The following is a 20,425-nucleotide window of genomic DNA, read 5'->3' as shown; positions in this document are numbered from 1 at the left end:
GTTCTGGCCATGCACGTGGTCGCGGTTCTGGCGCTGGACGGAGTGGTGGCGTTCGACCTGTCCATCCCGGGTCAGGTGTTCGGTGTGACGACGACGTCCGGGAACGTCCCGCTGTACGAGATCCGGGTGTGCACGCCGCCGGGCGGTGCGGAGACGTCCCCGATGCTGGGGCGCATGCGGGTGGACGGCCCGTTCGGGCTGGACGTGCTCGCCTCGGCCGACACCATCGTCGTCCCCGGGCATGAGGACGTCCGGTCCGATCCCCCGGACGCGGTGCTGGACGCGCTGCGCGACGCCGCGGCCCGCGGCGCCCGGATCGCGTCGATCTGCGTCGGCGCGTTCGTGCTCGCCGCGGCCGGGCTGCTGGACGGGCGGCGCGCCACCACGCACTGGCGGTACGCGGGCGCGCTGGCCCGGCGGTTCCCCGGCGTCGAGGTCGACCCGTCGGTGCTGTACGTGGACGGCGGACAGGTCCTCACCTCGGCCGGGGTCGCGGCGGGCATCGACCTGTGCCTGCACATGGTCCGCCGCGACCGCGGCTCCGCGGCGGCCGCGCGCACCGCGCGGCGGATCATCATGCCGCCGCAGCGGGACGGAGGCCAGGCCCAGTTCATCCGCCACGAGGATCCGCCGGACGGGGACGCCGCGCTCCAGCCCACGCTGGCGTGGCTGGAGGCGAACCTGCACCGTCCGCTGACGTTGGACGACATCGCGCGGCACGCGTCGGTCAGCGTCCGGACCTTGACGCGGCGGTTCCGCGACCAGGCGGGGACGACGCCGCAGCAGTGGCTGGCGCGAGCCCGCGTCCACCGGGCGCAGCAGCTCCTGGAGAGCACGGACCTGCCGGTCGAGCGCGTCGCGGCCGAGGCCGGGTTCGGCTCGCCGGTCACGCTGCGCGCCCACTTCGCCCGCCGTGTCGGAGCATCCCCACTCGCATACCGGAGTGCGTTCCGGGCCCGTGATCACCCCCGCCCGGACGTCTACCGAACGTGATTCTGTACCGTGGCGCTTACCGGACAGGGGAGGACGGACGGTGGCACGAGCAGAGGACGGCGCTCGCGGAGCGGACACGGGACGGGGAACGGAGGTGAGGCGGTGAACACCGCGATCGCGGGGCTCGGGATGACCGAACTCGGCAAGGTGTACGGGCGGAGCCCGCGGCGGCTCGCCGCCGACGCGGTGCGGCTGGCCGCCGCCGACGCGGGCCTCGCACTCGGCGACCTGGACGGCCTGCTGGTCAGCCACGGCATGAGCGGCTCCCCCGGCATCGAGCTGGCCGACACGCTCGGGCTCCGCGACCTGCGGCTGCTGTCCCTGGTCAGCTCTTTCGGGGCCACGGCCGGGGCGATGGTGTCGTACGCCGCGATGTCGGTGCTGAACGGGTCGGCGACGACGGTCGCGTGCGTGTTCGCCGACGCGCCGCTGAAGCCGAAGCAGTCGTCGGGCTCGGCCTACAACCGGGACGCCCGCGAATGGTACGGGTTCGGCGGGATGACGGCCGCGCTCGGCCTGCGCAGCGTCAACTCCCACTACGCGCTCGCCGCCCAGCGCCACATGGCCCGGTACGGGACGACGAGCGAGCAGCTCGGCGCGATCGCCGTGTCCACCCGCGCGTGGGCGGCCGGCAACCCGCTCGCCCAGATGCGGGACCCGATCACGATCGAGGACCACCAGAACTCCCGCTGGGTGTCCGAGCCGCTGCACCTGCTGGACTGCTGCCTCGTCTCCAACGGGGCCGTCGCCGTCATCGTGACCAGCGCCGACCGGGCCCGCGACCTGGCGCGCCCACCCGTCCACCTTTGGGGCTGGGGGCAGGGGCATCCCGGGCACCGCAAGGAGCGCGGCAGCGACTACGGCCTGACCACCGGGGCGGCGGCGTCCGGCGCGGCGGCGATGAAGATGGCCGGGATCACCGCGGCCGACGTGGACGTCTGCGAGCTGTACGACTGCTACACCTACACCGTCCTGGTGACGCTGGAGGACTACGGGTTCTGCGGCAAGGGCGAGGGCGGCGCGTTCGCCGCGTCCGGCGCGCTCGGCCCCGGCGGGTCACTGCCGACCAACACCGGCGGCGGGCAGCTGTCGGCGTACTACATGTGGGGCATGACGCCCCTGTCGGAGGCCGTGATCCAGGCGCGCGGGGACGGCGGGGAACGGCAGGCGCCGTCCGCCGGCGTGATCCTCGTCAGCGGGAACGGCGGCATCCTCGACCACCACTCCACGCTGATCGTCAGCCCGCACGAGAAGGGGGCCTGACCGTGGACATCGGCGTTCTGCGGCGGGACGGCCGGACCGACCCGTTCTTCGACGGCGCCGCCGCCGGCCGGCTCGTCGTCAAGCACTGCGAGACGTGCGACCGCTGGTTCGCGCCGGACGCGTCCGGCTGCCCCGGCTGCGGCGACGAGGACCTCGGCTGGGCGGAGGCGAGCGGCCGGGCGACGCTCGTGACCTGGACGATCCTGCCCAAGGACCCGCCCGCCTTCCTGGCGCTCGTCGAGCTGGCCGAGGGGCCGTGGCTGCACACCCGCCTGGACGGCGTGTCGCGTGGCGCCCTGCGCGAGGGCCTCGCCTTGCGTGCGGCCTTCGAGCACCCGGACGAGGGCGAGTCGTACGTCCTGTTCCGGCCCTGGACCGAATCGGGTTCGGTCCATTAGCGTCGAGGCCATGAACACCGAGGTCTGCGCACGGTTCGGCATCGAGTTCCCGCTGTTCGCCTTCAGCCACTGCCGCGACGTGGTCGCCGCCGTCACCAACGCCGGCGGCTTCGGCGTCCTCGGAGCCGTCGCGTACACCCCCGACCGGCTTGAGGAAGAGCTGCGCTGGATCGACGACCACGTGAACGGCCGCCCCTACGGCGTGGACGTCCTCGTCCCCGGCAAGATCGACAAGTCTGCGGAGGGCGGCGGCGGCCTCGACGCGATGCTCGCCGCCATCCCCGACGAGCACTGGACCTTCCTCACCGGCCTGTTCGCCAAGTACGACGTCCCGCTGCCGGACTTCGAGAAGGCCAAGCGCTCCAACGCGCGCGGCGGCACCCAGGTCACGGCCAAGGGCGCGACCGAGCTGATCGATGTGTCGCTCGCGCACCCCATCGGCCTGATCGCCAGCGCCCTCGGCACCCCTCCCCCGCTGATGGTGGAGAAGGCGAAGGCCGCCGGGATCCCCGTCGCCGCGCTCGTCGGGACGTCCGAGCACGCCCGCCGCCAGGTCGCCGCCGGAGCGGACCTGATCGTCGCGCAGGGCGGCGAGGCCGGCGGCCACACCGGCGAGATCTCCACGATGGTCCTCGTCCCCGAGGTCGTCGACACCGTCGCGCCGGTGCCCGTCCTCGCCGCGGGCGGCATCGCCACCGGACGCCAGATGGCCGCCGCGCTCGCCCTGGGCGCGTCCGGCGTCTGGTGCGGCTCCGTGTGGCTCACCACCGAGGAGGCGGAGACGTCCCCGCCGGTGAAGGAGAAGATGCTCGCCGCCACGTCCCGCGACACGATCCGGTCCCGCTCCCGCACCGGCAAGCCCGCCCGCCAGCTCCGCTCCGCCTGGACGGACGAGTGGGAGGGCCCCGCGAGCCCGGGCGCGCTCGGCATGCCGCTCCAGATGATCGTCGCCGAGGGCGCAATGCGGCAGATCACCAAGGTCGCCGAGTCCGGCAACCCGGGCGCCCAGGCCCTCGCCAACTACTTCGTCGGCCAGTGCGTCGGCCTCATGAACACCGTCAAACCCGCCCGCCAGGTGGTCTACGACATGGTCGAGGACTTCGCCAACGCCGTATACCGCCTCAACACCATCACCGGCGCGGACTGACCGGCGCCCGCACGGGTCACCGCAGTGGCGGCGGGCCTGGGAACCGCATCCACACTGTCGTCCTCTCACCGTCCTGCCGGACGCCCCACTCCAGCGCCAGCGCGTCGATGATCCGCAGGCCGCGCCCGTCCTCGGCGAGCGGATCGTCCCGCAACACCGGCAGCGCCCCGAGCGCCCCGTCGTCGGTCACCTCCGCGACGACGTCCCCGCCCAGCACGGTGAACACGACCGTGACCCGCCCACGCCGCCGACGCCCTGACGCCGTGTGCTCGACCGCGTTGGTGAACGCCTCGTTCACACACGTCTGGGCATCCGCGAGGGACGGATGCCCGTCCCCCAGCACGTCCCGTACGAACACCCGCGCGAACTTGGCCGCCTGCTCCACACCCGGCAGCGTGAGCGCCGCGATGACCTCGCTGATCGCCATCAGAGTCCTCCCTCTCGGGACTCAGATTCCAAGCGGAGCGCAGCCGTCACAACACGTTCCGTATCCCGCGAAAGGACTCCCTGCTAAATTTTCAACGGTGGTCGGTTCTCCGGGCAGCTGACTCCGTAGCGTGACACTCTGATCACATGTCGGAAGCGACCCTCTCGACCACCCGCCGCCGCAAGATCGGAAGAGTCCTCCGCCGGCTCAGGGAGGAGTCCGGCTACACCCTCAAGACCGCCGGCAAGCACCTCGAGCGCTCCCCCTCGTCCCTCAGCCAGATCGAGAACGGCGTGCAGTGGCTGCGCCTCCGCGACCTCGGCTTCATCCTGGATCAGTACAACGTCCCGACGGACGTCCGCGCCGCCCTCATGACCCTCGGCGAACAAGACCGCCAACCCGGCTGGTGGGACGCCTACAGGGACCTGGTCACAGCCGAGGCCCTCGACCGCGTGTCCCTGGAACACGACGCCTCACGCATCATCACCACGGAGACGACGTTCATCCCTGGTCATCTCCAGACCGAGGCATACGCGCGCGCCGTCATCCAAGGCATCGTGCCCAGACACCCGCCAGCAACGGTGGAGCGCTATGTGGAGTTCCGTCTCGCTCGGCACGAAATCCTGGATCGCACCGAACCGCCCACGTTCGACGTGATTCTCGACGAGGCAGCGCTGCGTCGAATGCGTGGTGGGCGCGATGTGATGCGGTCTCAGCTCAGACGCCTGCTCAACCAATCCGAAATCGACCACATCGTCCTGCAGGTGATGCCGCTGGCCGTCGACGCGGGGCCGGAGTACGCAGGGCAGTTCCAGTTGCTCGACGTGGGGACGCCGCCGATCCTCAGTGTGGTCCACACAGAGCACCTGATCGGCCAGTGGGTCATCGAAGGTGAGGCGAAGACAACTCGGTATCGGCGCACCTTTGAGCAGCATCGATCTTCAGCGCTCTCCGAAAGCGCCTCCCGCGACCTGATCAACCAAATAATCTCGGAGCTATGAACGGTTCAGACATGCGCGGTGTCACATGGCGAAAGAGCAGCTGGACGGGCTCTCAGGGCAATGACTGCGTGGAGATCGCACCCGTTCAACGCATGGTGGCGGTGCGGGACTCGAAGGATCCGGACGGACCCGTGCTCGCTTTTGGGGCTCGGGCGTGGAGCGCGTTCATCGCTGATCTCAAGAAGCAGGATGGCTGAGCGGGCGGGCCGGGGCGCGGTGCAGAAGCCGGGGCGTCCTGAGGATCTGCCGGAACCGGCGGAGTTGTGGGTGCGGGCCGCCACGATGGCCGCGGTGGAGGCAGCGATTCCGTACGACTCCTCCGCATCGTTCTCGGTGCACTCCAACGGCGTGACGCACGACGATTCCGGCGGCAATGAGTGGACCCTGGGGCTAATCGAGGGCGGACGGGCCGTCCTGTACGGCTGTGACCACGAGGCGAGCAAGACCAGGTTCCGTGAGCCGCCTCTCGATCTGCTGGCCGGCGCACCCCGCTGGCTCCCCCTCAAGCGGCTTCAGTACCTCCAGGACGGCCACGAACTCGGATTCGTCTACTGGTACGACTCCATGTGGCGGCGGATCGAGTATCCGGCGGACGTCCGGGACGATGGGCTCGCCGGCACTGTCGGACGCACAGTCAATCTGCAGGCACTGGTCTTCACCGTGGCCGACGTCGTGTTCGGCTACAAGCTGGGCGAGAGCGTTGACGCCGACGATGAAGAATTGGACCTGGCCTTGGACGAGACCATCGAGCGGGCCCAGGGCGGCGCCCTGGAGGGGATGGTCCGGCGAGCGCGGGAGCAGGCCCTGTCGGCCGAGGACTTCGCTTGGTTCAGCGACCGCTGGGACCTGGACACGACCGCGGCGCTCCAGCTCGCGCACGGCGCCGGGCTGACCCCTGGCAGCGCCTTCCCGCAACTCCCCGCCGAGGCTCGGTGAGCGGGCGCCCGCTCCGGAGAATCAGCGGGTTACTTTGTCGAGGAACGTGTGCAGATTGGTCTGCATGCGGGCGATCTTCTCCTCCGGCGTGAGGGACTCCTCGAATTCCCCGCCTGCGATGGAGTGCTTCTTTCCTCGGACGTAGAGGGAGCAGTCGAGGTCGTCGCAGAGGTACTGGCCGACCGAGTTGCCCTGGCGGCCTGCCTCGCCGATGCGACGTGCCGTCATGAGGGCGACGCCGCCGCCTGTGCGCGTCGTCAGGCATAGCGAGCACATGCTGCGCGAGGTGAAGCCGCGGGACGCGCCCGAGGCTTTGCGCAAGGCGATACCGACGAGGCGGCCGTCGCGTTCGGCGACCAGGTAGGTGCGTTCGGGTGCGCCCGGATCTCGCCACCCCATGAAGTCCAGGTCATCCCAGGGCAGGTCGGCGAAGTCCCTGGGCAGGCCGAGCCGCTTGGCCTCGCCCTTGGAGCAGTTGACGAAGGACGTGCGGATCTCACGCTCGGTCAGGGGTCTCATGGGCGGCGAGGCTAGTCTTCCTAATATGCTTAGGCAAATACGTTAAGCCTCTAGGCAAACGAGGAGAGGGCCATGGCACGGGCGGGGCTGAGCACCGAGCGCCTGACCAGGGCGGCGGCGGAGCTGGCCGATGAGGTCGGCTTCGACAACGTGACCGTCGCGGCGCTGGCACGCCGGTTCGGCGTCAAGGAGGCCAGCCTGTACTCGCACATCAAGAACGCCCGTGACCTGAAGACGCGCGTCGCGCTACTGGCCTTGGCCGAACTCGCCGACGAGGTCGCCGCCGCGATCGCGGGCCGCGCGGGCAAGGACGCGCTGGTGGCCTTCGCGAGCGCCTACCGCGACTACGCCAAGCGCCACCCCGGCAGGTACGCGGCGGGACAGATGAGGCTGGACCCCGAGACGGCGGTCGAGAGCGCGGCGAGACGGCACTCGGAGATGACGCGGGCCATCCTGCGCGGCTACGACCTGTCGGAACCCGACCAGACCGACGCGGTACGGATGCTCGGCAGCGTGTTCCACGGTTACGTGAGCCTGGAGACCGCCGGCAGCTTCAGCCACACCCCGCGCGACGTCGAAGCCTCCTGGACCCGAACCCTGGACGCCCTCGACACCGCCCTCAAGAACTGGCCACCGGCGTGACCACCCAGCCCACGGTCTCGCGGTAGATCTGCCGGGAGCCGCGAAACCACCAGGGACCGGACAAGGGCGTGATACGAATTCCACAGTCTTGATCATGAGGACGAGCGGACGAGCGGACGGCGATGGCGCGGAGGATCGGCAGGATGCCGCGACCGGATCCGGACAGCGGGATCTTCCTCTTCACGCTCGTCATGGCGGCCGGCGAGCCGGGGCTCGGGGAGAACGCGGAGACCATGAGCGGGTACGCCGACCAGGTGTTCGCCGAGGGCGACGTGGCGGAGGCCGTCGACTGGTACTCCCGGGTCGTCGAGGGCGGCGAGCCCGAGTTCGGCCCCCGTGCCGCGCTGATGATCGGCGTCGCGCTGGCGGACGACGACATCGAGGCGGTCCAGGCGGCGCTCCGTTACGCGGCCGACCGAGGTGCCGCCGAGGTGGCGGAAATGGCGGCGCGCAATCTCCAGGTGCTCGACGACCACGGCATCGCTCCCCGCACGGCGCCCGCCACCGTCGACGAGGTCGTCGGTCTCGCGGCGCTCGGGCGGGGCAGGCTGTGGTCGTCGGCGGATGATCTGGACGGGCCCGTCGAGGCGTTCGAGATCGCGGCCGGATCCTCGGTGAGCGCGATTGCCGCCGAAGGACTCGCCTTCCTGGGGTCCGCGCTCATGATGGGCGGCGAGCACGGGGCGGCCGTGGAGGTCCTGGAGCGGGCCGTCGCGTCCGGCCAAACGAGGTTCGGGGCCATGGCGGGAGTCGACCTGGCCATGATCCTTGTCGATCGCGGCGAGCGTGACCGTGCCCTCGCCCTGCTCCGCCAGGCACGTCACAGCGGTGATCTGGCCGGAACGATGGCGGCCGTGAACCTCGGGACCATGCTCGCCCGGCGTTTCGGCGACGTCGCAGGCGGCATCGCCGAGCTGCGCAGAGCGGCTGCCGACGAGGCTCCCCTGATCGCGGCGGGCGGGCTGTTCAACCTCGCGACGCTGCTGGAGGAGAACGGGAACAGGGCCGCGGCCAAGCAGGCGTACCGGGACGCGGCCGAGTTGCGGCAGCCGATGTTCAGCGGCAAGGCCGCCCGGAACCTCGCGCTTCTGCTGCGCGGCGAGATGGACGTCGAGGGCGAGCGCGCCGCCTACCGGCTCGCGGCCGAGGTCGGGGACCCCGATGACCAGGCCGATGCCCACCGTATGCTCCTGATGCTCGGCGCGCTGAGCGATCTGGCCACGGCGCCTGGGAATGGAGCAGGATCTCAGGATGAGCCTTCCTGAGGATCTGCATGAGCTGGCGCGGGCCGTCATCGACGGGAACCGGTATCTCACGCTCGGGACGACCGAGGACGATCACCGCCCCCGGCTGTCGCCGGTGTACTTCACCCACGTCGGCTACCGGACCTTCTACTGGGTCTCGTCGCCGGACGCACGGCACTCGAAGAACGTCGCCGCACGGCCCGAGGTGGCCATCGTCATCTTCGACTCGTCCGTGGAGATCGGCGAGGGGCGGGCCGTCTTCATGGACGCCGCGGCGTCGCTCGTACCGGACGACGAGTTGCCGCAGCGCTGCTCCGAGGCGTTCGCCGACGCGGATCCAGGGGCCGTGCGGTTCCAGCCGGGCGAACTCAGCGGCGACGCCCCGCTCCGGCTGTACCGCGCGGACGCGACCGGGTGGGAGGTTCATCTGCCCGGCCGCGACCCGCGCAATGTCACGGGCATCGACGTCCGCCGCCGCGTGACGCCCTGATCAGCCGGTCCGCGACGCGGTGACGGCCACCGTGACATAGGGCATCGTGAACCCGCCTCCCAGCCCGTCGATGGCGGCGCCGACACCGTCGAGCACCTCCTTCACCTTCGCCGTCGGGAGGTTGGTCAGGCTGCCGTGGGTGGGCATCTGGTCCAGCCACTCGTCCCGGGTGTAGTGGTGCTCCCAGTCGAAGCGCCACTGCTCGGGGTCACCGAAGGCGCCGGCCTCGCGGATTCCGTCGGCGGCCCTGTCGAACATCACCTGGTACACGTCGAGGGCCGGCCGCGCCGCCTGGCCGGCGAGCGGGGTGCCGGGCGCCACGCGCAGGTAGACGTCGGCGAGGGCGTCCGCCACCTCGGGCGGAAGCTGGAACACGTGCCAGAACGCCGCCAGCCGGCCGCCGGGGCGCAGCACCCGCGCCGCCTTGGCCGCGCCCGCGACCGGGTCGATCCAGTGCCAGGCCGTCCCAGCGGCGACCGCGTCGAAGTCCCGGCCGGCCGCGTCCCAGGTTTCGAAGGTCGCCACCTCGACGTCCAGGCCGCGTCGCCGCGCGAAACCGGCCATGCGCGCGTCGGGCTCGACACCCAGCACCGTGCAGCCGGCCGCCTGGAACTGCCGGGCCGCCGTCCCGGTGCCGCAGCCGACGTCGAGGACGTCCGGGCCGGGGCTCGCGGCGACGATGCGGTCCACCATGGCGTCGGGATAGTGGGGACGGGTCCGGTCGTAGCGTTCGGGGTCCGTGCCGAAGGACTCGGCCACCTCCCGGGCTTGATGGGGTTCGGGCTGGGAGCGGGTCGCTCGCTCCGGCGGTAGAGTGGGCATGCGCCCACTATGAATGGGCAAGTGCCCACTCGTCAATCGGAAGGTGGGATCCACGGTGCCGACCGGGGTCGCCATGCGCGACGTGCGCGAGCAGTTGTTCGACGCCGCCGAGCGCGTTCTGCTCCAAGACGGACCTAGTGCGCTGACCAGCCGGGCCGTCACCGCGGAGGCGGGCTGCGCCAAGGGCGTCCTGCACCGGCACTTCACCGACTTCGACGACTTCCTCGCCGAGTTCGTGCTGGACCGCGCCCACCGGATGGACGCCCAGGCCGCCACCCTGCGCGAAGCCGCCGGCACCGGCACCGTGGTCGGCAACATCGCCGGCGCGCTGACGGCCGTGTTCGAGTCGGTCGCCCTGGCGATGCTCCCGCTCATCACGTTCCGGGACGAGTTGCGCGCCCGACTGCGGAAGACCTGGCCGGCCGGCCTCCCGGTCATCGCGGAGGCCGTGGAGATGATCGCCTCCTACCTCGCCGCCGAGCGCGAGATCGGCCGCGTCGCGGCGGACGCCGAGGTCGACGTGCTCGCGCCCACGGTGATCGGGGCCGCGCACCTGCTCTTCGCCGACCGGACCGGCCCGCCGCCGGGACCGGAGGCCGTCCGCAAGACGGTGACCACGGTCATCGCGGGCGTCGTACGAGCCTGACCGCTCCCCCAACGATCGGTGCGTGCGGCATGCCGCGGCACTTGCCTGCGGGAGCGCTGACCGCTGTAATAAATGTACAGTCATTTATTAATGGGGAGATGCGATGGCGGGGCGCCCGCGAGGCGTGGACGACTCGGTGATCCTGAGGGCCGCGGTCGAGGTGATCGGCCGGGTGGGGCCCGCGAAGCTCACGCTCGCGGCGGTGGCGGACGAGGTCGGCCTGGTACCGGGCACGATCGTCCAGCGGTTCGGGTCCAAGCGCGGCCTGCTGCTCGCACTGGCCGAGCGGTCGGTCCAGGACGTGGAGACTCTGCACAGGCGGGCCCGGGACGGCCACGAGACCGCGCTGGCGGCGCTGCGCGCGTTCGCCACGCGGTCGATGTCGGACATGGAGACCCCGGAGCGGTTCGCCAACCACCTGGCGTTCCTGTGCGTGGACCTCACCGATCCGGAGTTCCACGAGCACGCCCTGGCCGTCCACGAGGCGAACGGGCGCGTGATCGAGATGCTGCTCGACGAGGCGGTCTCCGGCGGTGAACTCCGCCTGGGAACGGACACCGGGGCACTGACCGGCTCGATCCAGGCGGTCATCGCCGGAGCCGGGCTGACCTGGGCACTCGACCGCAGGGGAACGCTGCCGGAACGGCTGGATCGCGAGATCGGCGCCGTCCTGTCCCCGCACATCCCGTAAGGAGGAACGATGGGGAAACTGACCGAACAAGTCGCCCTCGTCGCCGGGGGCACCCGCGGCGGCGGACGAGGCATCGCCGTCGAACTCGGGGCCGCCGGGGCGACCGTGTACGTCACGGGACGCAGCAGCGGTTCCGGACGCTCCGACCTCGACCGGCCGGAGACCATCGAGGAGACCGCCGCCCGGGTCACCGCGGCCGGCGGCACCGGCATCCCCGTCCGCGTCGATCACAGCGACCCGGACGAGGTCCGCGCGCTGGTCGGACGGATCGCGGAGGAGCAGGACGGGCGGCTCGACGTCCTCGTCAACTCCGTGTGGGGCGGCGACCCACTGACCGACTGGTCGCATCCGCTGTGGGAACAGGACCTCGGCAAGGGCCTGCGGCTGCTGCGGCAGGCCGTGGAGACCCACATCGTCACCAGCCGGTTCGCGCTCCCGCTGATGGTCACCCGGCGGCGCGGCCTGGTGGTGGAGGTCACCGACGGCAACACCGCGCGGTATCGCGGCTCGTTCTTCTACGACCTCGCGAAGTCCGCGGTGATCCGGCTCGCCGTCGCGCAGGCCGCGGAGCTGCGGCCGCACGGAGTCGCCGCCGTCGCCATCACGCCGGGTTTCCTGCGCTCGGAGGCCGTCCTCGAACACTTCGGCGTGCATGAGGACAACTGGCGGGACGGCGTCGCCGAGGACACGCACTTCGCCCACTCGGAGACCCCCGCCTACCTGGGGCGGGCCGTCGCCGCACTCGCCGCCGACCCCGACGTCATGGACAAGACGGGACGGGCTCTGGCCACCTGGGGCCTCTACGAGGAGTACGGCTTCACCGACGCCGACGGCACGCAGCCCGACTGGGCGGCTCACTGGGCCGACACGCTGGCGGACGAGAACGGGCCGCTCGGCGATCCGCTGTAGCTCGTCCGCTATCGCCTGTCCGCACGGTCGATGACGAGGCGGTCCCGCCGCACGGTCACCGGTGTGCCGAAGGCGGCGCAGGCCGCCGTGAAGCGGTCGGTGATCCAGGCGCGATCGGCGCCCTCGGCCAGGCGCGTGTGAGCGAAGTCGAGCCGGAGCGGCACCGCCTCGATGCGGGACGGCCCGCCCGCGTCCACGGTGACCAGGAACAGCAGGCCCAGGTCGTTGCGGAGCGTCTCGTCGATGACGTAGTCGTCGATGAAGTCGCCCATGTCGAAGATGACCGGCCAGGCCACCCCGTGGAACACGTGCGCGGAACTCCCGGCGACGAGCGTCGCGCCGGCGGCCACCAGCCTCCTGGCGGCGCGCCGGACGTAGAGCAGCGGCTCCTGGACCATGTTCGGGCCCCAGTGCGGCATCACCAGGACGACGTCGTTCTCCTCCCGGAGCCGCCGGATCCGTTCGAGGAGGTCGCCGGGTACACCGCGTTCGAGGCCGGCGAGCGCCACGCCCGGGCGGCCGGGCCCGGCGGCGAAGTCGTCCGGATGATCGGTGGCGCCCACGACCGCGACCCGGACGCCTCGGGCCTCCAGGACGGCGTGCTCGCGCGCCTCGGCGATGTCCGCTCCGGCGCCGACCGTCTGGACGCCCGCCCGTCCGAGGACGTCGAGCGTGTCGGTCAGCGCGTCGGGCCCGAAGTCCAGGGCGTGGTTGTTGGCGAGGTTCACGCAGTCCACGCCGAGGTCGGCGAGGGCCTCGGCCGCCACCGGAGGCGCCCTGAAATGGAAGGGCTTGCCCGGCGCGTCCCACGGCCGCCCCCGGGACGACATGCAGCATTCCAGATTCACCAGGGCGAGGTCGGCCTCGCCGAAGACCTCGCGCACACCGTCGGAGAACAGGGCGTGCGGCCCGGACGCGGCGATCTCGTCCGCCACGCCGCGTCCGAGCATGGTGTCTCCGGCGAGCGCCATGGTGACGGCCATGGTTCCAGCCTACGAACCGCTAGGAGAGCGAGCGGCCCGGGCCCTTCTTCACCTGGTCGATGAAGAGCCGGGCGAGCGCCTGCTGGCCCGCGATCGTCGGGTGGTAGCTGCGCGGCTCCGCCTCCAGGGCCGACAGGTTCACCGTCAGGCCGTTCATGTAGGCGTCCTTGCTGCCCACCTCATGACCGGCGAAGGCGCTGTAGGCGTCCACGAACTCGACGCTGCCGGGGGCGTGCGCGGCGACCTTCCGCGCGTCCGCCTCCAGGACGGACTGGCGGATCAGCTGGCCCAGGTCGTAGGCGCGCGCGTTCAGCCAGCGCTGGTCGCCCACGCTGATGTTGTCCCGGCCCACCCCGCTGACCTCGGAGAACGCCTTCGGGTAGCTCATCACGACCACCCGCGCGCCGGGCGCCCTCGCAGTGATCTTGGACAGCAGGTCGGGGAGGCTCTGCCGGAGTTCGGCCATGCGCCCGGCGATGTCCCCGCCCTGCGAGGTGCAGCCCTCGCCCCACGGCAGCTTGACGACGCATCCGGCGAGCACCCTGGAGAACCCGACGTCGTTGCCGCCGATGCTGATCGTGATCAGGCTGGTGCCGGAATCGATGCGCCCGATCTGCGGCGGCTCACCGCCGCGTCCCTTCAGCACGTCGGCGGTCGTCGCACCGGAGCAAGCCCAGAACGCACTGCCCTTCGGGAAACGGAACGCCTGAGAGACCTCGTGGTAGTACGCCTTGGACGTCCGGTGACAGCGGTCGAGCGGGTTCTGGTCCGCCACGGTCGCCTCTGCGCCGACACCCGCCGAGTACGAATCGCCCAGTGCGACGTACGAACCCCGCGTCGCCACTTCGAGCGGCGTCGGCGCCCGCCTCGCCGCGACCGCATCGGCACGCGCCTCGCGCTCCGGCTCGTGGCAGCCGCTGCCGAAGACCTCGCACCGCGTCGCCGGCAGCGCCACCAGGGGGACGGCGGCCAGCGCCAGCAGCGCCACCAGGAGGGCGAGCGCGGCTCCTCGCTCGCCGAGACGGCCCCGTACCCATGCGACCGGGCTGATCATCGTTCTCCTTCGCGTCCATGGGCCAGACGTTCACGAGCCGCCCCGGGTTCCCGCCTTTACATTGTAGATCTTTAGATCAGCCGAGCGGCGCCCACATGACGAGGCGCGGGCCCAGCTCGTGCAGCCCGTCCTTGATCTCGGCGTCCCAGTAGGACCTGATGCCCGTCCCCCACCGCTCCTCGGGCAGCTCCGCGAAACCGTGCCGGGCGTACCACGGGCCGTTCCACGGGACGTCCCGGAACGTCAGCAGGCTGACCCCGGGCGACCCGGCCGCGGCGGCGCGCGCCTTGACCTCGTCCAGCAGCCGGGCGCCGATCCCCCGGCCCACCAGGTCGCCGCGCACCGAGATCTGCTCCAGATGGACGGCGCCGTCGACCTCCTCGACGGCCGCGAACCCCACCGGCGGATCACCGGCCACCAGGATCTCGGCGCCCTTGCCGATCATCTGCTCGACCACGGTCGGGCCGGGCGGGAACACGATCCCGATCTCGCCGAACATCGGGTCGCCCGAGTTCTCGATCGCCGCCAGCCCCGCCAGATCCCCGGCCCCCGCCACGCGAATCGCGTACTCCATGCCGCGATCGTAGGCCGCGCTCCGGCCCCCGTCCTCCCGATAACGTCCGGCGGACGGACTAATGTGCCGCGCATGACGGCTTCCGATGACCTCCTGCGCCGGATCGAGAACGAACCCGAACTGGCGGACCTGCTGGAATGGCCAGGCGACTTCGACATCGCGCGGCGCGACCCGGTGGAGGAGCTGCGGCTGCCGACGGGCCTGCCGCTGGAGCCGATCGCCGGGGACGGCGCCGGCGGCACGTACTTCCTGTGCGGCGAGCCGGGCGGGACGCGCCCGGTCCTGTTCGCCGACTCGGAGGGACAGGCGGCCCTGATGGCCGCCGACCTCGTCGAGGCCGTCACGATCATCGCGTCCTTCACGTACTGGCAGGACCTCGGCGCCGGCCATCCGGCGGACGAGCTGCTCGCGGACATGATCGACGACCACCCCGACTATCCGTCCCAGCGGGAACGGCTGCTCGACCTCCTAGGCGTCACGCCGTTCACCGCCGAGGAAGCGCGCGAGCGGCTGCTGGCGAGCGTGTCGCGTACCGTCCCCGACTTCGTGCCCCTGGCCCGGCACGAGGAGGGCGGCTCCTCCTACGAGTCGGCGTACGAGCTGCTGCTGTCGCACACGGCTCAGGCGTAGGAGCGGGTGGACGAGCGCCGACACTGCCACAGCGAGCGTCCCTACCGGGAGATGACCGGACGGGTGGCCGTGGGTGAGGGCCGCCGTGCCCTGGCCCCGGGTGAAGACGGCCCCGGGACCGGGGTGGCCGAACCCTGACGATGCCGCGCGGACCGTCCCGGCGCAGCCTTTGGAGTGATCGGCTCGTCCACCCGGCCGAGCGCCCACCCCGGGCTGCGGCGTTGTCTTTCCCACCCTAGCCGCGTCGACGTGAATTGGCCTCTTTTCACCGGGACCGCCAATGGGAATTCATGAGCCACAACAGTGGCGGACGGTCGATCATCTGGTGCGCCGGGCGGTCATCGAAGACTATCCGGGAGGTCAGCCGACACGCCCTATCGGCCACCCTCATAGCCCGCACAGCGACTGGCTTTATCCAGATTATTCCGCTTTGTCGGCCAGCTCTGGCCGGGCCGCGTCTTTCAAGGTCACAGGCATGGCCAGGTGGCACGGCCGCGGCCACGCGTGCCACGCTTTCCTCGTTTCGCCTTTTCGTGAGGGCGGAATTGGGAGCTCCCCCGAACAATTCACGGCGAGAACAGGAGAGAAAGATGAAGCAGTACGAAGCACCCGTCCTCGTGGCGGCGGGCACCTTCCGCAAGGTCACCGGCCTGCTCCAGCGGCACGGCAACGACCGCCTGATCCTCAGCAAGAACTGACGAGGGCGATCACTCCACATGCCCATGCCTGAGCACAGTGGCATGCCGGGTCACGGCGAGCCGTACTTCGTGGTCCTCCCGGACCACGAGGCCGGCCTCGCCGTGGCCTCGGGCCTCGCCCACACCCGTACGCTGCAGTACCCCTCCGGGCGCCCGTGGCTGATCGGGCACTGGGCGGACGACCAGATCACCGTCGCCGAGGCCGGCGACGCCCGGCTGGCCCTCATCGGCGGCTTCCCTGCCGGCACCGAGCGGATCGCCCGGGAAGCCGGGCGGATGACCGGCCTCGCCTCCCTCGACCACCTCGCCCGCACCCTGCCCGGCAGCTTCCATCTGGTAGCGGCGCTGGACGGGCGGACGCGCGTGCAAGGGGACGCGGCCGGGCTGCGGCTGGTGTTCCACGCCCGGGTGAACGGCGTCACGGTGGCGGCCGACCGCGCCGACACCCTGGCCGCGCTGACCGGCGCCGGACTGGACGAACGGCAGATCGCGGCGCGGCTGCTGTGGCCCGTCCCGCATCCGCTCCTGCACACGCCTATGTGGCGGGACGTGCACGGCGTGGAGCCGGGCACCCAGCTCACCGTGGAACGGGACGGCCGCGCCCGGACCCGCCCCTGGTGGACGCCACCGGAACCGGAGCGGTCCCTGGCCGCGGGCGCCGACGACCTCCGGACCGTGCTGGGCGAAGCGGTCTGGGTCCGCACCGCCGGCGGCGGCACCGTGAGCTGCGACCTGTCCGGCGGCCTGGACTCGACGTCGGTCTGCTTCCTCGCCGCCCGGGGCGGGGCCCGCGTCGTCGCGAGCACCTGGCCGGGGCGGGACCCGGCCGACGAGGACCTCGCGTGGGCGCGCCGCGCGGCCGCGCGTCTGCCCGAGGTGGAGCACGCGGTCTGGCCCGCCGAGGAGTCACCGCTGGTGTATGCGGGGCTCCTCGACATCGACGACCCGCTGGACGAGCCGTCCATCGGCATGATGGACCGCGCGAGGGTCCTGAGCCACGTCCCCCGGCTGGTCGCGAAGGGCAGCCGCCTGCACATGACCGGCATCGGCGGCGACCACGTCGCCTGGTGCTCGGAGGCCCACTACCACGGGCTGCTGCGCCGCCGGCCGCTGCTGGCGCTGCCGCGCCTGCGCGGGTTCCGGGCGCTGTTCGACTGGGCGCCGGCCCCCATGGCGCGGGCGCTGGCGGACGGCCGCCCGTACCGCAGGTGGCTGGCGGACTCGGCCGCGGAGCTGCGCCGTCCGCCCGAACCGGCCGTCACCGGGGCGCTGGGCTGGGACGGGGCCCCGCGGCTCTTCGACTGGGTCACCCCCGACGCCGGGCACGCGGCGGCGGAGGTGCTGCGGGACGCGGCCCGGACCGCGCGGCCGCTGGCGCCGGGCCGGGGCGCGCACGCGGACCTGAACGCCATCCGCACATGCACCCGCATCATCCGGCAGTGGGAGCAGATGAGCGCCCGCGCCGGGCTGCCCATGGCCTCGCCGTACCTCGACGACCGCGTGATCGAGACGTGCCTCGCGGTGCGGCCGGAGGAGCGGGTCACCCCGTGGCGGTACAAGCCGCTCCTGGTCGCGGCCATGCGCGGCATCGTCCCGGACGAGTGCCTGGCGCGGACGAACAAGGCGGAGGCGTCGATGGACGCCGCCGACGGCCTGCGCGCACACCACCGGGACCTGATGTCCCTCTGGGAGGACTCGCGGCTGGCCCGGCTCGGGCTGGTCGACGCCGGGCGGCTGCGGGCGCTCACCGCCCGCCCCGCCGCCCCCGAACTGCGCGAGGCGATCCTGTACTCCACCGTCGGCTGCGAGGTGTGGCTGCGCAACCTGGACCGCCCGCGCACGACGGCCCCCGGCGCGGCCCTGCCGGGATGACCTCCGAATCCGCCGGATGACCACCGAAGAGGAGACCGGATGACCCTGCGACTGCGACCAGGCGTGTCCACCGCGGACACCGCGTACGGGGCGGTCCTGCTCGACGAGCAGAGCGGAGACTACTGGCAGCTCAACCCGACCGCGGCGTCGACCGTCCGGCGGCTCACGAGCGGCGACGGCACGGCGCAGGCCGCGGCGGCGCTCGCCGAAGAGTTCGGCGTCGACCCGGCGCGGGCTCTGGAGGACGTGACGACGCTGGTGGAGCAGCTGCGCGCGGCCCGGCTGGTGCGGCCGTGACCGTCCCGAGCGCGCTGCACCGCCCGCCCAAAGGGCCGGTGTCGCGGCGCGCGGCAGCCCGGCTCGCGGTGTCCCTGGCCCGGCTGCTCGCCCTCCTGCCGCCGCGGCGCATCCGGTGGGTCCTCGCCGTGCTGCGGAAGGGCGCCCGCCCGGCCGGCTATGACCAGGCGCGGGCAGCGCGGAACGCGGTCGTCGCCGTCAGCCTGACCTGCCTCGGCCCGCGCGGCTGCCTGCCCCGGTCCCTGGCGACCACGCTCTTGTGCCGGTTCGGGGGCACCTGGCCGACCTGGTGCGTCGGCGCACGGGTGCTGCCCCCGTTCGGCGCGCACGCGTGGGTGGAGGCGGACGGCCGGCTCGTCGAGGAGAACGTCCCGGACGGCTACCTCACCCCGCTGATCACTGTCCCGCCGAGCGGCGGGGAACGCCGTGGCGGCTGAGCGGGAGGGCCTGCGCGGCGTCCTGCGGCTGGCCGCCGGGCACCGCGGCCCGATCGCCGCGACCGTGGCGCTGACCCTCGCCGCGTCCGCGCTGGGGCTGGCCCAGCCGCTGGTCGCGCGGGACGTGATCGGCGCCGCGGCGGCGGGACGGACGGCGTGGCACGGCGTGGCGGCGCTGGTCGCGCTGTTCACCGCCCAGGCGCTGGCGCAGGCCGTGGTCCGGTTCCAGCTGGCGCGTACCGGCGAGGGGATCGTGCTCGGCCTGCGGCTGAGCCTGATCGACCGGCTGCTGCGGCTCCGCATGCCCGCCTACGACCGGCACCGGGTCGGCGACCTGATCTCCCGGACGGACGCGGACACGTTCGCGGTCAGGCAGATCATCGCCGGCGGCCTCACCGACGCCGTGACCGGGAGCATCGGCCTCGCCGCCACGATCGCGCTGATGCTCTGGCTCGACTGGACGCTGTTCACGTGCGTCGCGGCCGTCGTCCTGGTCGCCGGGACCGTTCTCGGCACGGCGCTGCGCGGCATGCGGGCCGCGTCGCTGCGCGGGCGGCGGGCGACCGGGGCGATGGCCGCCGACCTGGAGCGGGCGCTCAGCGCGATCCGGACCGTGAAGGCGGCACGGGCGGAGGTCCGGGAGAGCGAGCGCATCGGCGGCCGGGCCGAGGCCGCCTACGCCGCGAATGTCCGGATGGCCGGGTTCGACGCGCTGGTCGCGCCCGCCACCGAGCTCGCGGTGACGGGCTCCTTCCTCGTGGCGCTGCTGGTCGGCGGGGCGCGCGTGGCCGGCGGGTCCGGCTCCGTCGCCGACCTCGTGGCCTTCCTGCTCTACATGCTCTATCTGACGGGCCCGCTGGGGGCGCTGTTCGAGTCGCTCAGCGTCGTCCAGCAGGGCACCGGTGCCGTCCAGCGGATCAGGGAGGCCCTCACCCTGCCCCGGGAGAGCGGCGACCCGCCGCGCGCGGAGCCACCGCACGACGACCGGTCCCCGGCCCTGGAGTTCCGCGACGTGTGGTTCGGCTACCGGCGGTCGCGGCCCGTCCTGCGAGGCGTCTCCTTCGAGGTGCCGCGGCACGGGTTCGTCGCGCTGATCGGCCGGTCCGGCGCCGGGAAGTCGACGGTGTTCGCCCTCGCGGAGCGCTTCTACGATCCCGACCGCGGGGAGGTGCTGGTCGGCGGTGTCCCGGCGGACGCGCGGAGCCGCTCCGGTCACCGCGCGAGGATCGGCCTGGTCGAGCAGGACTGCCCGATCCTGGACGGCACCATCCGCGACAACCTCGTCTACGCGGCCCCGCACGCGGGCGAGGACGCGATCCGCGAGGCGGTCCGCGTGACGAATCTCGCGGGCCTCGTCGCCCGGCTCCCGGACGGCCTGGACTCCGGCGTCGGCGAGCACGGCCGGGAGCTGTCGGGCGGTGAACGCCAGCGCCTGGCGATCGCCCGCGCGCTGGTCGCGAGCCCGGACCTGCTCCTGCTGGACGAGCCGACGGCGCATCTGGACCTGGAGAGCGAGCTGGCGCTGCACCGCACGCTCGGCGAGGCCGCCGGCCGGTGCGCGCTCCTGGTGATCGCCCACCGGTTCACCACCGTGCGCGCCGCCGCGCACATCGTCGTCCTCGACGAGGGCCGGATCGTCGCGTCCGGCACCCACGAGGAGCTCATGGACGTCAGCGCCTACTACCGCACCCTGGCCGCCGCGTGGCCCGGCCCCTCCCGCGAGGGCGCGCCCGTGCGCCGGTGACCCCGCCA

25 protein-coding genes and 1 pseudogene are annotated in these 20,425 nt (G+C 72.4%); 19 read left to right on the top strand and 7 right to left on the bottom strand.

Annotation, left to right across the window (positions count from 1 at the left end):
- The first annotated feature begins 9 nt into the window (after window positions 1–9).
- The 4 genes from ACQPXG_RS17305 to ACQPXG_RS17290 all read left to right on the top strand — a co-directional run bounded on the left by ACQPXG_RS17305 (window position 10) and on the right by ACQPXG_RS17290 (window position 3,801).
- Complete coding sequence (locus ACQPXG_RS17305; protein ID WP_433468720.1) at window positions 10–993, top strand: GlxA family transcriptional regulator; 984 nt, start codon at window positions 10–12, stop codon at window positions 991–993.
- 102 nt (window positions 994–1,095) lie between these two features.
- On the top strand, window positions 1,096–2,256 hold the full coding sequence (locus ACQPXG_RS17300; protein ID WP_433468719.1) for a thiolase family protein: 1,161 nt from the start codon (window positions 1,096–1,098) through the stop codon (window positions 2,254–2,256).
- Between the two features lie 2 nt (window positions 2,257–2,258).
- Window positions 2,259–2,654, top strand: a complete 396-nt coding sequence (locus ACQPXG_RS17295) for a Zn-ribbon domain-containing OB-fold protein (RefSeq protein ID WP_433468718.1) — start codon at window positions 2,259–2,261, stop codon at window positions 2,652–2,654.
- Window positions 2,655–2,664: 10 nt separating this feature from the next.
- Window positions 2,665–3,801 (top strand): NAD(P)H-dependent flavin oxidoreductase, encoded by a 1,137-nt coding sequence (locus tag ACQPXG_RS17290; RefSeq protein ID WP_433468717.1) that lies wholly within the window; start codon window positions 2,665–2,667, stop codon window positions 3,799–3,801.
- Window positions 3,802–3,817: 16 nt separating this feature from the next.
- Here ACQPXG_RS17290 and ACQPXG_RS17285 read toward each other — a convergent pair whose 3' ends face one another.
- Window positions 3,818–4,228 (bottom strand): ATP-binding protein, encoded by a 411-nt coding sequence (locus tag ACQPXG_RS17285; RefSeq protein ID WP_433468716.1) that lies wholly within the window; start codon window positions 4,226–4,228, stop codon window positions 3,818–3,820.
- A gap of 146 nt (window positions 4,229–4,374) precedes the next feature.
- Here ACQPXG_RS17285 and ACQPXG_RS17280 point away from each other — a divergent pair, with 146 nt between their 5' ends.
- The 3 genes from ACQPXG_RS17280 to ACQPXG_RS17270 are packed head-to-tail and all read left to right on the top strand — an operon-like array spanning window position 4,375 to window position 6,165.
- Entirely contained in the window at window positions 4,375–5,229 is an 855-nt protein-coding gene (locus tag ACQPXG_RS17280) for a helix-turn-helix domain-containing protein (RefSeq protein ID WP_433468715.1), read from the top strand.
- A complete protein-coding gene (locus ACQPXG_RS17275; protein WP_433468714.1) occupies window positions 5,226–5,426 on the top strand; it encodes a DUF397 domain-containing protein in 201 nt (66 codons plus the stop codon). Before ACQPXG_RS17280 ends, ACQPXG_RS17275 begins: the two co-directional genes overlap by 4 nt.
- Window positions 5,419–6,165: a hypothetical protein gene (locus ACQPXG_RS17270; protein ID WP_433468713.1), complete on the top strand. Its 747-nt coding sequence runs from the start codon at window positions 5,419–5,421 to the stop codon at window positions 6,163–6,165. Before ACQPXG_RS17275 ends, ACQPXG_RS17270 begins: the two co-directional genes overlap by 8 nt.
- 21 nt (window positions 6,166–6,186) lie before the next feature.
- Here ACQPXG_RS17270 and ACQPXG_RS17265 read toward each other — a convergent pair whose 3' ends face one another.
- On the bottom strand, window positions 6,187–6,684 hold the full coding sequence (locus tag ACQPXG_RS17265; protein WP_433468712.1) for an FBP domain-containing protein: 498 nt from the start codon (window positions 6,682–6,684) through the stop codon (window positions 6,187–6,189).
- A 72-nt stretch (window positions 6,685–6,756) separates the two neighbouring features.
- Here ACQPXG_RS17265 and ACQPXG_RS17260 point away from each other — a divergent pair, with 72 nt between their 5' ends.
- The 3 genes from ACQPXG_RS17260 to ACQPXG_RS17250 all read left to right on the top strand — a co-directional run bounded on the left by ACQPXG_RS17260 (window position 6,757) and on the right by ACQPXG_RS17250 (window position 9,060).
- Window positions 6,757–7,326, top strand: coding sequence for a TetR/AcrR family transcriptional regulator (locus tag ACQPXG_RS17260; RefSeq protein ID WP_433468711.1), 570 nt, complete (start codon window positions 6,757–6,759; stop codon window positions 7,324–7,326).
- 143 nt (window positions 7,327–7,469) lie between these two features.
- Window positions 7,470–8,591, top strand: a complete 1,122-nt coding sequence (locus tag ACQPXG_RS17255; RefSeq protein ID WP_433468710.1) for a hypothetical protein — start codon at window positions 7,470–7,472, stop codon at window positions 8,589–8,591.
- Complete coding sequence (locus tag ACQPXG_RS17250; RefSeq protein ID WP_433468709.1) at window positions 8,578–9,060, top strand: pyridoxamine 5'-phosphate oxidase family protein; 483 nt, start codon at window positions 8,578–8,580, stop codon at window positions 9,058–9,060. The genes ACQPXG_RS17255 and ACQPXG_RS17250 overlap by 14 nt, the downstream gene beginning before the upstream one ends.
- On the opposite strand, the gene ACQPXG_RS17245 is transcribed toward ACQPXG_RS17250, so the two are convergent.
- Window positions 9,061–9,882 (bottom strand): class I SAM-dependent methyltransferase, encoded by an 822-nt coding sequence (locus tag ACQPXG_RS17245; protein WP_433468708.1) that lies wholly within the window; start codon window positions 9,880–9,882, stop codon window positions 9,061–9,063.
- A 55-nt stretch (window positions 9,883–9,937) separates the two neighbouring features.
- On the opposite strand from ACQPXG_RS17245, the gene ACQPXG_RS17240 reads away from it, so the two are divergent.
- The 3 genes from ACQPXG_RS17240 to ACQPXG_RS17230 all read left to right on the top strand — a co-directional run bounded on the left by ACQPXG_RS17240 (window position 9,938) and on the right by ACQPXG_RS17230 (window position 12,128).
- Window positions 9,938–10,528, top strand: coding sequence for a TetR/AcrR family transcriptional regulator (locus ACQPXG_RS17240; protein WP_433468707.1), 591 nt, complete (start codon window positions 9,938–9,940; stop codon window positions 10,526–10,528).
- 103 nt (window positions 10,529–10,631) lie between these two features.
- On the top strand, window positions 10,632–11,219 hold the full coding sequence (locus ACQPXG_RS17235) for a TetR/AcrR family transcriptional regulator (RefSeq protein ID WP_433468706.1): 588 nt from the start codon (window positions 10,632–10,634) through the stop codon (window positions 11,217–11,219).
- Between the two features lie 9 nt (window positions 11,220–11,228).
- The gene (locus ACQPXG_RS17230) at window positions 11,229–12,128 is read left to right on the top strand and encodes an SDR family oxidoreductase (RefSeq protein ID WP_433468705.1); all 900 of its coding nucleotides are present in this window, start codon (window positions 11,229–11,231) and stop codon (window positions 12,126–12,128) included.
- 8 nt (window positions 12,129–12,136) lie between these two features.
- Here the strand turns inward: ACQPXG_RS17230 and ACQPXG_RS17225 are convergent, their stop codons facing one another.
- The 3 genes from ACQPXG_RS17225 to ACQPXG_RS17215 all read right to left on the bottom strand — a co-directional run bounded on the left by ACQPXG_RS17225 (window position 12,137) and on the right by ACQPXG_RS17215 (window position 14,739).
- Window positions 12,137–13,111, bottom strand: a complete 975-nt coding sequence (locus ACQPXG_RS17225) for a CapA family protein (protein ID WP_433468704.1) — start codon at window positions 13,109–13,111, stop codon at window positions 12,137–12,139.
- 19 nt (window positions 13,112–13,130) lie between these two features.
- Entirely contained in the window at window positions 13,131–14,165 is a 1,035-nt protein-coding gene (locus ACQPXG_RS17220) for an SGNH/GDSL hydrolase family protein (protein ID WP_433468703.1), read from the bottom strand.
- A gap of 76 nt (window positions 14,166–14,241) precedes the next feature.
- Window positions 14,242–14,739, bottom strand: coding sequence for a GNAT family N-acetyltransferase (locus ACQPXG_RS17215; RefSeq protein WP_433468702.1), 498 nt, complete (start codon window positions 14,737–14,739; stop codon window positions 14,242–14,244).
- 72 nt (window positions 14,740–14,811) lie between these two features.
- Between ACQPXG_RS17215 and ACQPXG_RS17210 the strand changes: the two genes are divergently transcribed.
- Window positions 14,812–15,369 carry a hypothetical protein gene (locus ACQPXG_RS17210; protein ID WP_433468701.1) on the top strand — a complete coding sequence of 186 codons (558 nt, stop codon included), beginning with the start codon at window positions 14,812–14,814 and terminating at the stop codon, window positions 15,367–15,369.
- Between the two features lie 66 nt (window positions 15,370–15,435).
- On the opposite strand, the pseudogene ACQPXG_RS17205 reads toward ACQPXG_RS17210, so the two are convergent.
- Window positions 15,436–15,576, bottom strand: a pseudogene (locus tag ACQPXG_RS17205) (ADP-ribosylglycohydrolase family protein); the annotation flags it as partial.
- A 383-nt stretch (window positions 15,577–15,959) separates the two neighbouring features.
- On the opposite strand from ACQPXG_RS17205, the gene ACQPXG_RS17200 reads away from it, so the two are divergent.
- The 5 genes from ACQPXG_RS17200 to ACQPXG_RS17180 are packed head-to-tail and all read left to right on the top strand — an operon-like array spanning window position 15,960 to window position 20,417.
- Window positions 15,960–16,067 carry a keywimysin-related RiPP gene (locus ACQPXG_RS17200; protein ID WP_433468700.1) on the top strand — a complete coding sequence of 36 codons (108 nt, stop codon included), beginning with the start codon at window positions 15,960–15,962 and terminating at the stop codon, window positions 16,065–16,067.
- Between the two features lie 24 nt (window positions 16,068–16,091).
- Window positions 16,092–17,939 carry a lasso peptide isopeptide bond-forming cyclase gene (locus ACQPXG_RS17195; RefSeq protein WP_433468699.1) on the top strand — a complete coding sequence of 616 codons (1,848 nt, stop codon included), beginning with the start codon at window positions 16,092–16,094 and terminating at the stop codon, window positions 17,937–17,939.
- A gap of 39 nt (window positions 17,940–17,978) precedes the next feature.
- Entirely contained in the window at window positions 17,979–18,236 is a 258-nt protein-coding gene (locus ACQPXG_RS17190; RefSeq protein ID WP_433468698.1) for a lasso peptide biosynthesis PqqD family chaperone, read from the top strand.
- Window positions 18,233–18,673 (top strand): lasso peptide biosynthesis B2 protein, encoded by a 441-nt coding sequence (locus ACQPXG_RS17185; protein ID WP_433468697.1) that lies wholly within the window; start codon window positions 18,233–18,235, stop codon window positions 18,671–18,673. Before ACQPXG_RS17190 ends, ACQPXG_RS17185 begins: the two co-directional genes overlap by 4 nt.
- Window positions 18,663–20,417: an ABC transporter ATP-binding protein gene (locus ACQPXG_RS17180; RefSeq protein ID WP_433468696.1), complete on the top strand. Its 1,755-nt coding sequence runs from the start codon at window positions 18,663–18,665 to the stop codon at window positions 20,415–20,417. The genes ACQPXG_RS17185 and ACQPXG_RS17180 overlap by 11 nt, the downstream gene beginning before the upstream one ends.
- The last annotated feature ends 8 nt before the right edge of the window (window positions 20,418–20,425 follow it).

Origin of the sequence: Spirillospora sp. CA-128828 (assembly GCF_050945415.1) — a bacterium.
GTDB lineage: Bacteria > Actinomycetota > Actinomycetes > Streptosporangiales > Streptosporangiaceae > Spirillospora.
Note: the sequence above shows the minus strand (reverse complement) of the source record. Positions and strands in the feature narration are given on the sequence as shown.

What these genes read in the sequence shown, in the direction of transcription:
- ACQPXG_RS17305 (WP_433468720.1), top strand. Translation starts at nt 10, where the DNA reads ATGCACGTGGTCGCGGTTCTGGCGCTGGACGGAGTGGTGGCGTTCGAC.
- ACQPXG_RS17290 (WP_433468717.1), top strand. Translation starts at nt 2,665, where the DNA reads ATGAACACCGAGGTCTGCGCACGGTTCGGCATCGAGTTCCCGCTGTTC.
- ACQPXG_RS17285 (WP_433468716.1), bottom strand. Translation starts at nt 4,228, where the DNA reads ATGGCGATCAGCGAGGTCATCGCGGCGCTCACGCTGCCGGGTGTGGAG.
- ACQPXG_RS17280 (WP_433468715.1), top strand. Translation starts at nt 4,375, where the DNA reads ATGTCGGAAGCGACCCTCTCGACCACCCGCCGCCGCAAGATCGGAAGA.
- ACQPXG_RS17275 (WP_433468714.1), top strand. Translation starts at nt 5,226, where the DNA reads ATGAACGGTTCAGACATGCGCGGTGTCACATGGCGAAAGAGCAGCTGG.
- ACQPXG_RS17270 (WP_433468713.1), top strand. Translation starts at nt 5,419, where the DNA reads ATGGCTGAGCGGGCGGGCCGGGGCGCGGTGCAGAAGCCGGGGCGTCCT.
- ACQPXG_RS17265 (WP_433468712.1), bottom strand. Translation starts at nt 6,684, where the DNA reads ATGAGACCCCTGACCGAGCGTGAGATCCGCACGTCCTTCGTCAACTGC.
- ACQPXG_RS17260 (WP_433468711.1), top strand. Translation starts at nt 6,757, where the DNA reads ATGGCACGGGCGGGGCTGAGCACCGAGCGCCTGACCAGGGCGGCGGCG.
- ACQPXG_RS17255 (WP_433468710.1), top strand. Translation starts at nt 7,470, where the DNA reads ATGCCGCGACCGGATCCGGACAGCGGGATCTTCCTCTTCACGCTCGTC.
- ACQPXG_RS17250 (WP_433468709.1), top strand. Translation starts at nt 8,578, where the DNA reads ATGAGCCTTCCTGAGGATCTGCATGAGCTGGCGCGGGCCGTCATCGAC.
- ACQPXG_RS17245 (WP_433468708.1), bottom strand. Translation starts at nt 9,882, where the DNA reads ATGCCCACTCTACCGCCGGAGCGAGCGACCCGCTCCCAGCCCGAACCC.
- ACQPXG_RS17235 (WP_433468706.1), top strand. Translation starts at nt 10,632, where the DNA reads ATGGCGGGGCGCCCGCGAGGCGTGGACGACTCGGTGATCCTGAGGGCC.
- ACQPXG_RS17230 (WP_433468705.1), top strand. Translation starts at nt 11,229, where the DNA reads ATGGGGAAACTGACCGAACAAGTCGCCCTCGTCGCCGGGGGCACCCGC.
- ACQPXG_RS17225 (WP_433468704.1), bottom strand. Translation starts at nt 13,111, where the DNA reads ATGGCCGTCACCATGGCGCTCGCCGGAGACACCATGCTCGGACGCGGC.
- ACQPXG_RS17220 (WP_433468703.1), bottom strand. Translation starts at nt 14,165, where the DNA reads ATGATCAGCCCGGTCGCATGGGTACGGGGCCGTCTCGGCGAGCGAGGA.
- ACQPXG_RS17215 (WP_433468702.1), bottom strand. Translation starts at nt 14,739, where the DNA reads ATGGAGTACGCGATTCGCGTGGCGGGGGCCGGGGATCTGGCGGGGCTG.
- ACQPXG_RS17210 (WP_433468701.1), top strand. Translation starts at nt 14,812, where the DNA reads ATGACGGCTTCCGATGACCTCCTGCGCCGGATCGAGAACGAACCCGAA.
- ACQPXG_RS17200 (WP_433468700.1), top strand. Translation starts at nt 15,960, where the DNA reads ATGAAGCAGTACGAAGCACCCGTCCTCGTGGCGGCGGGCACCTTCCGC.
- ACQPXG_RS17195 (WP_433468699.1), top strand. Translation starts at nt 16,092, where the DNA reads ATGCCTGAGCACAGTGGCATGCCGGGTCACGGCGAGCCGTACTTCGTG.
- ACQPXG_RS17190 (WP_433468698.1), top strand. Translation starts at nt 17,979, where the DNA reads ATGACCCTGCGACTGCGACCAGGCGTGTCCACCGCGGACACCGCGTAC.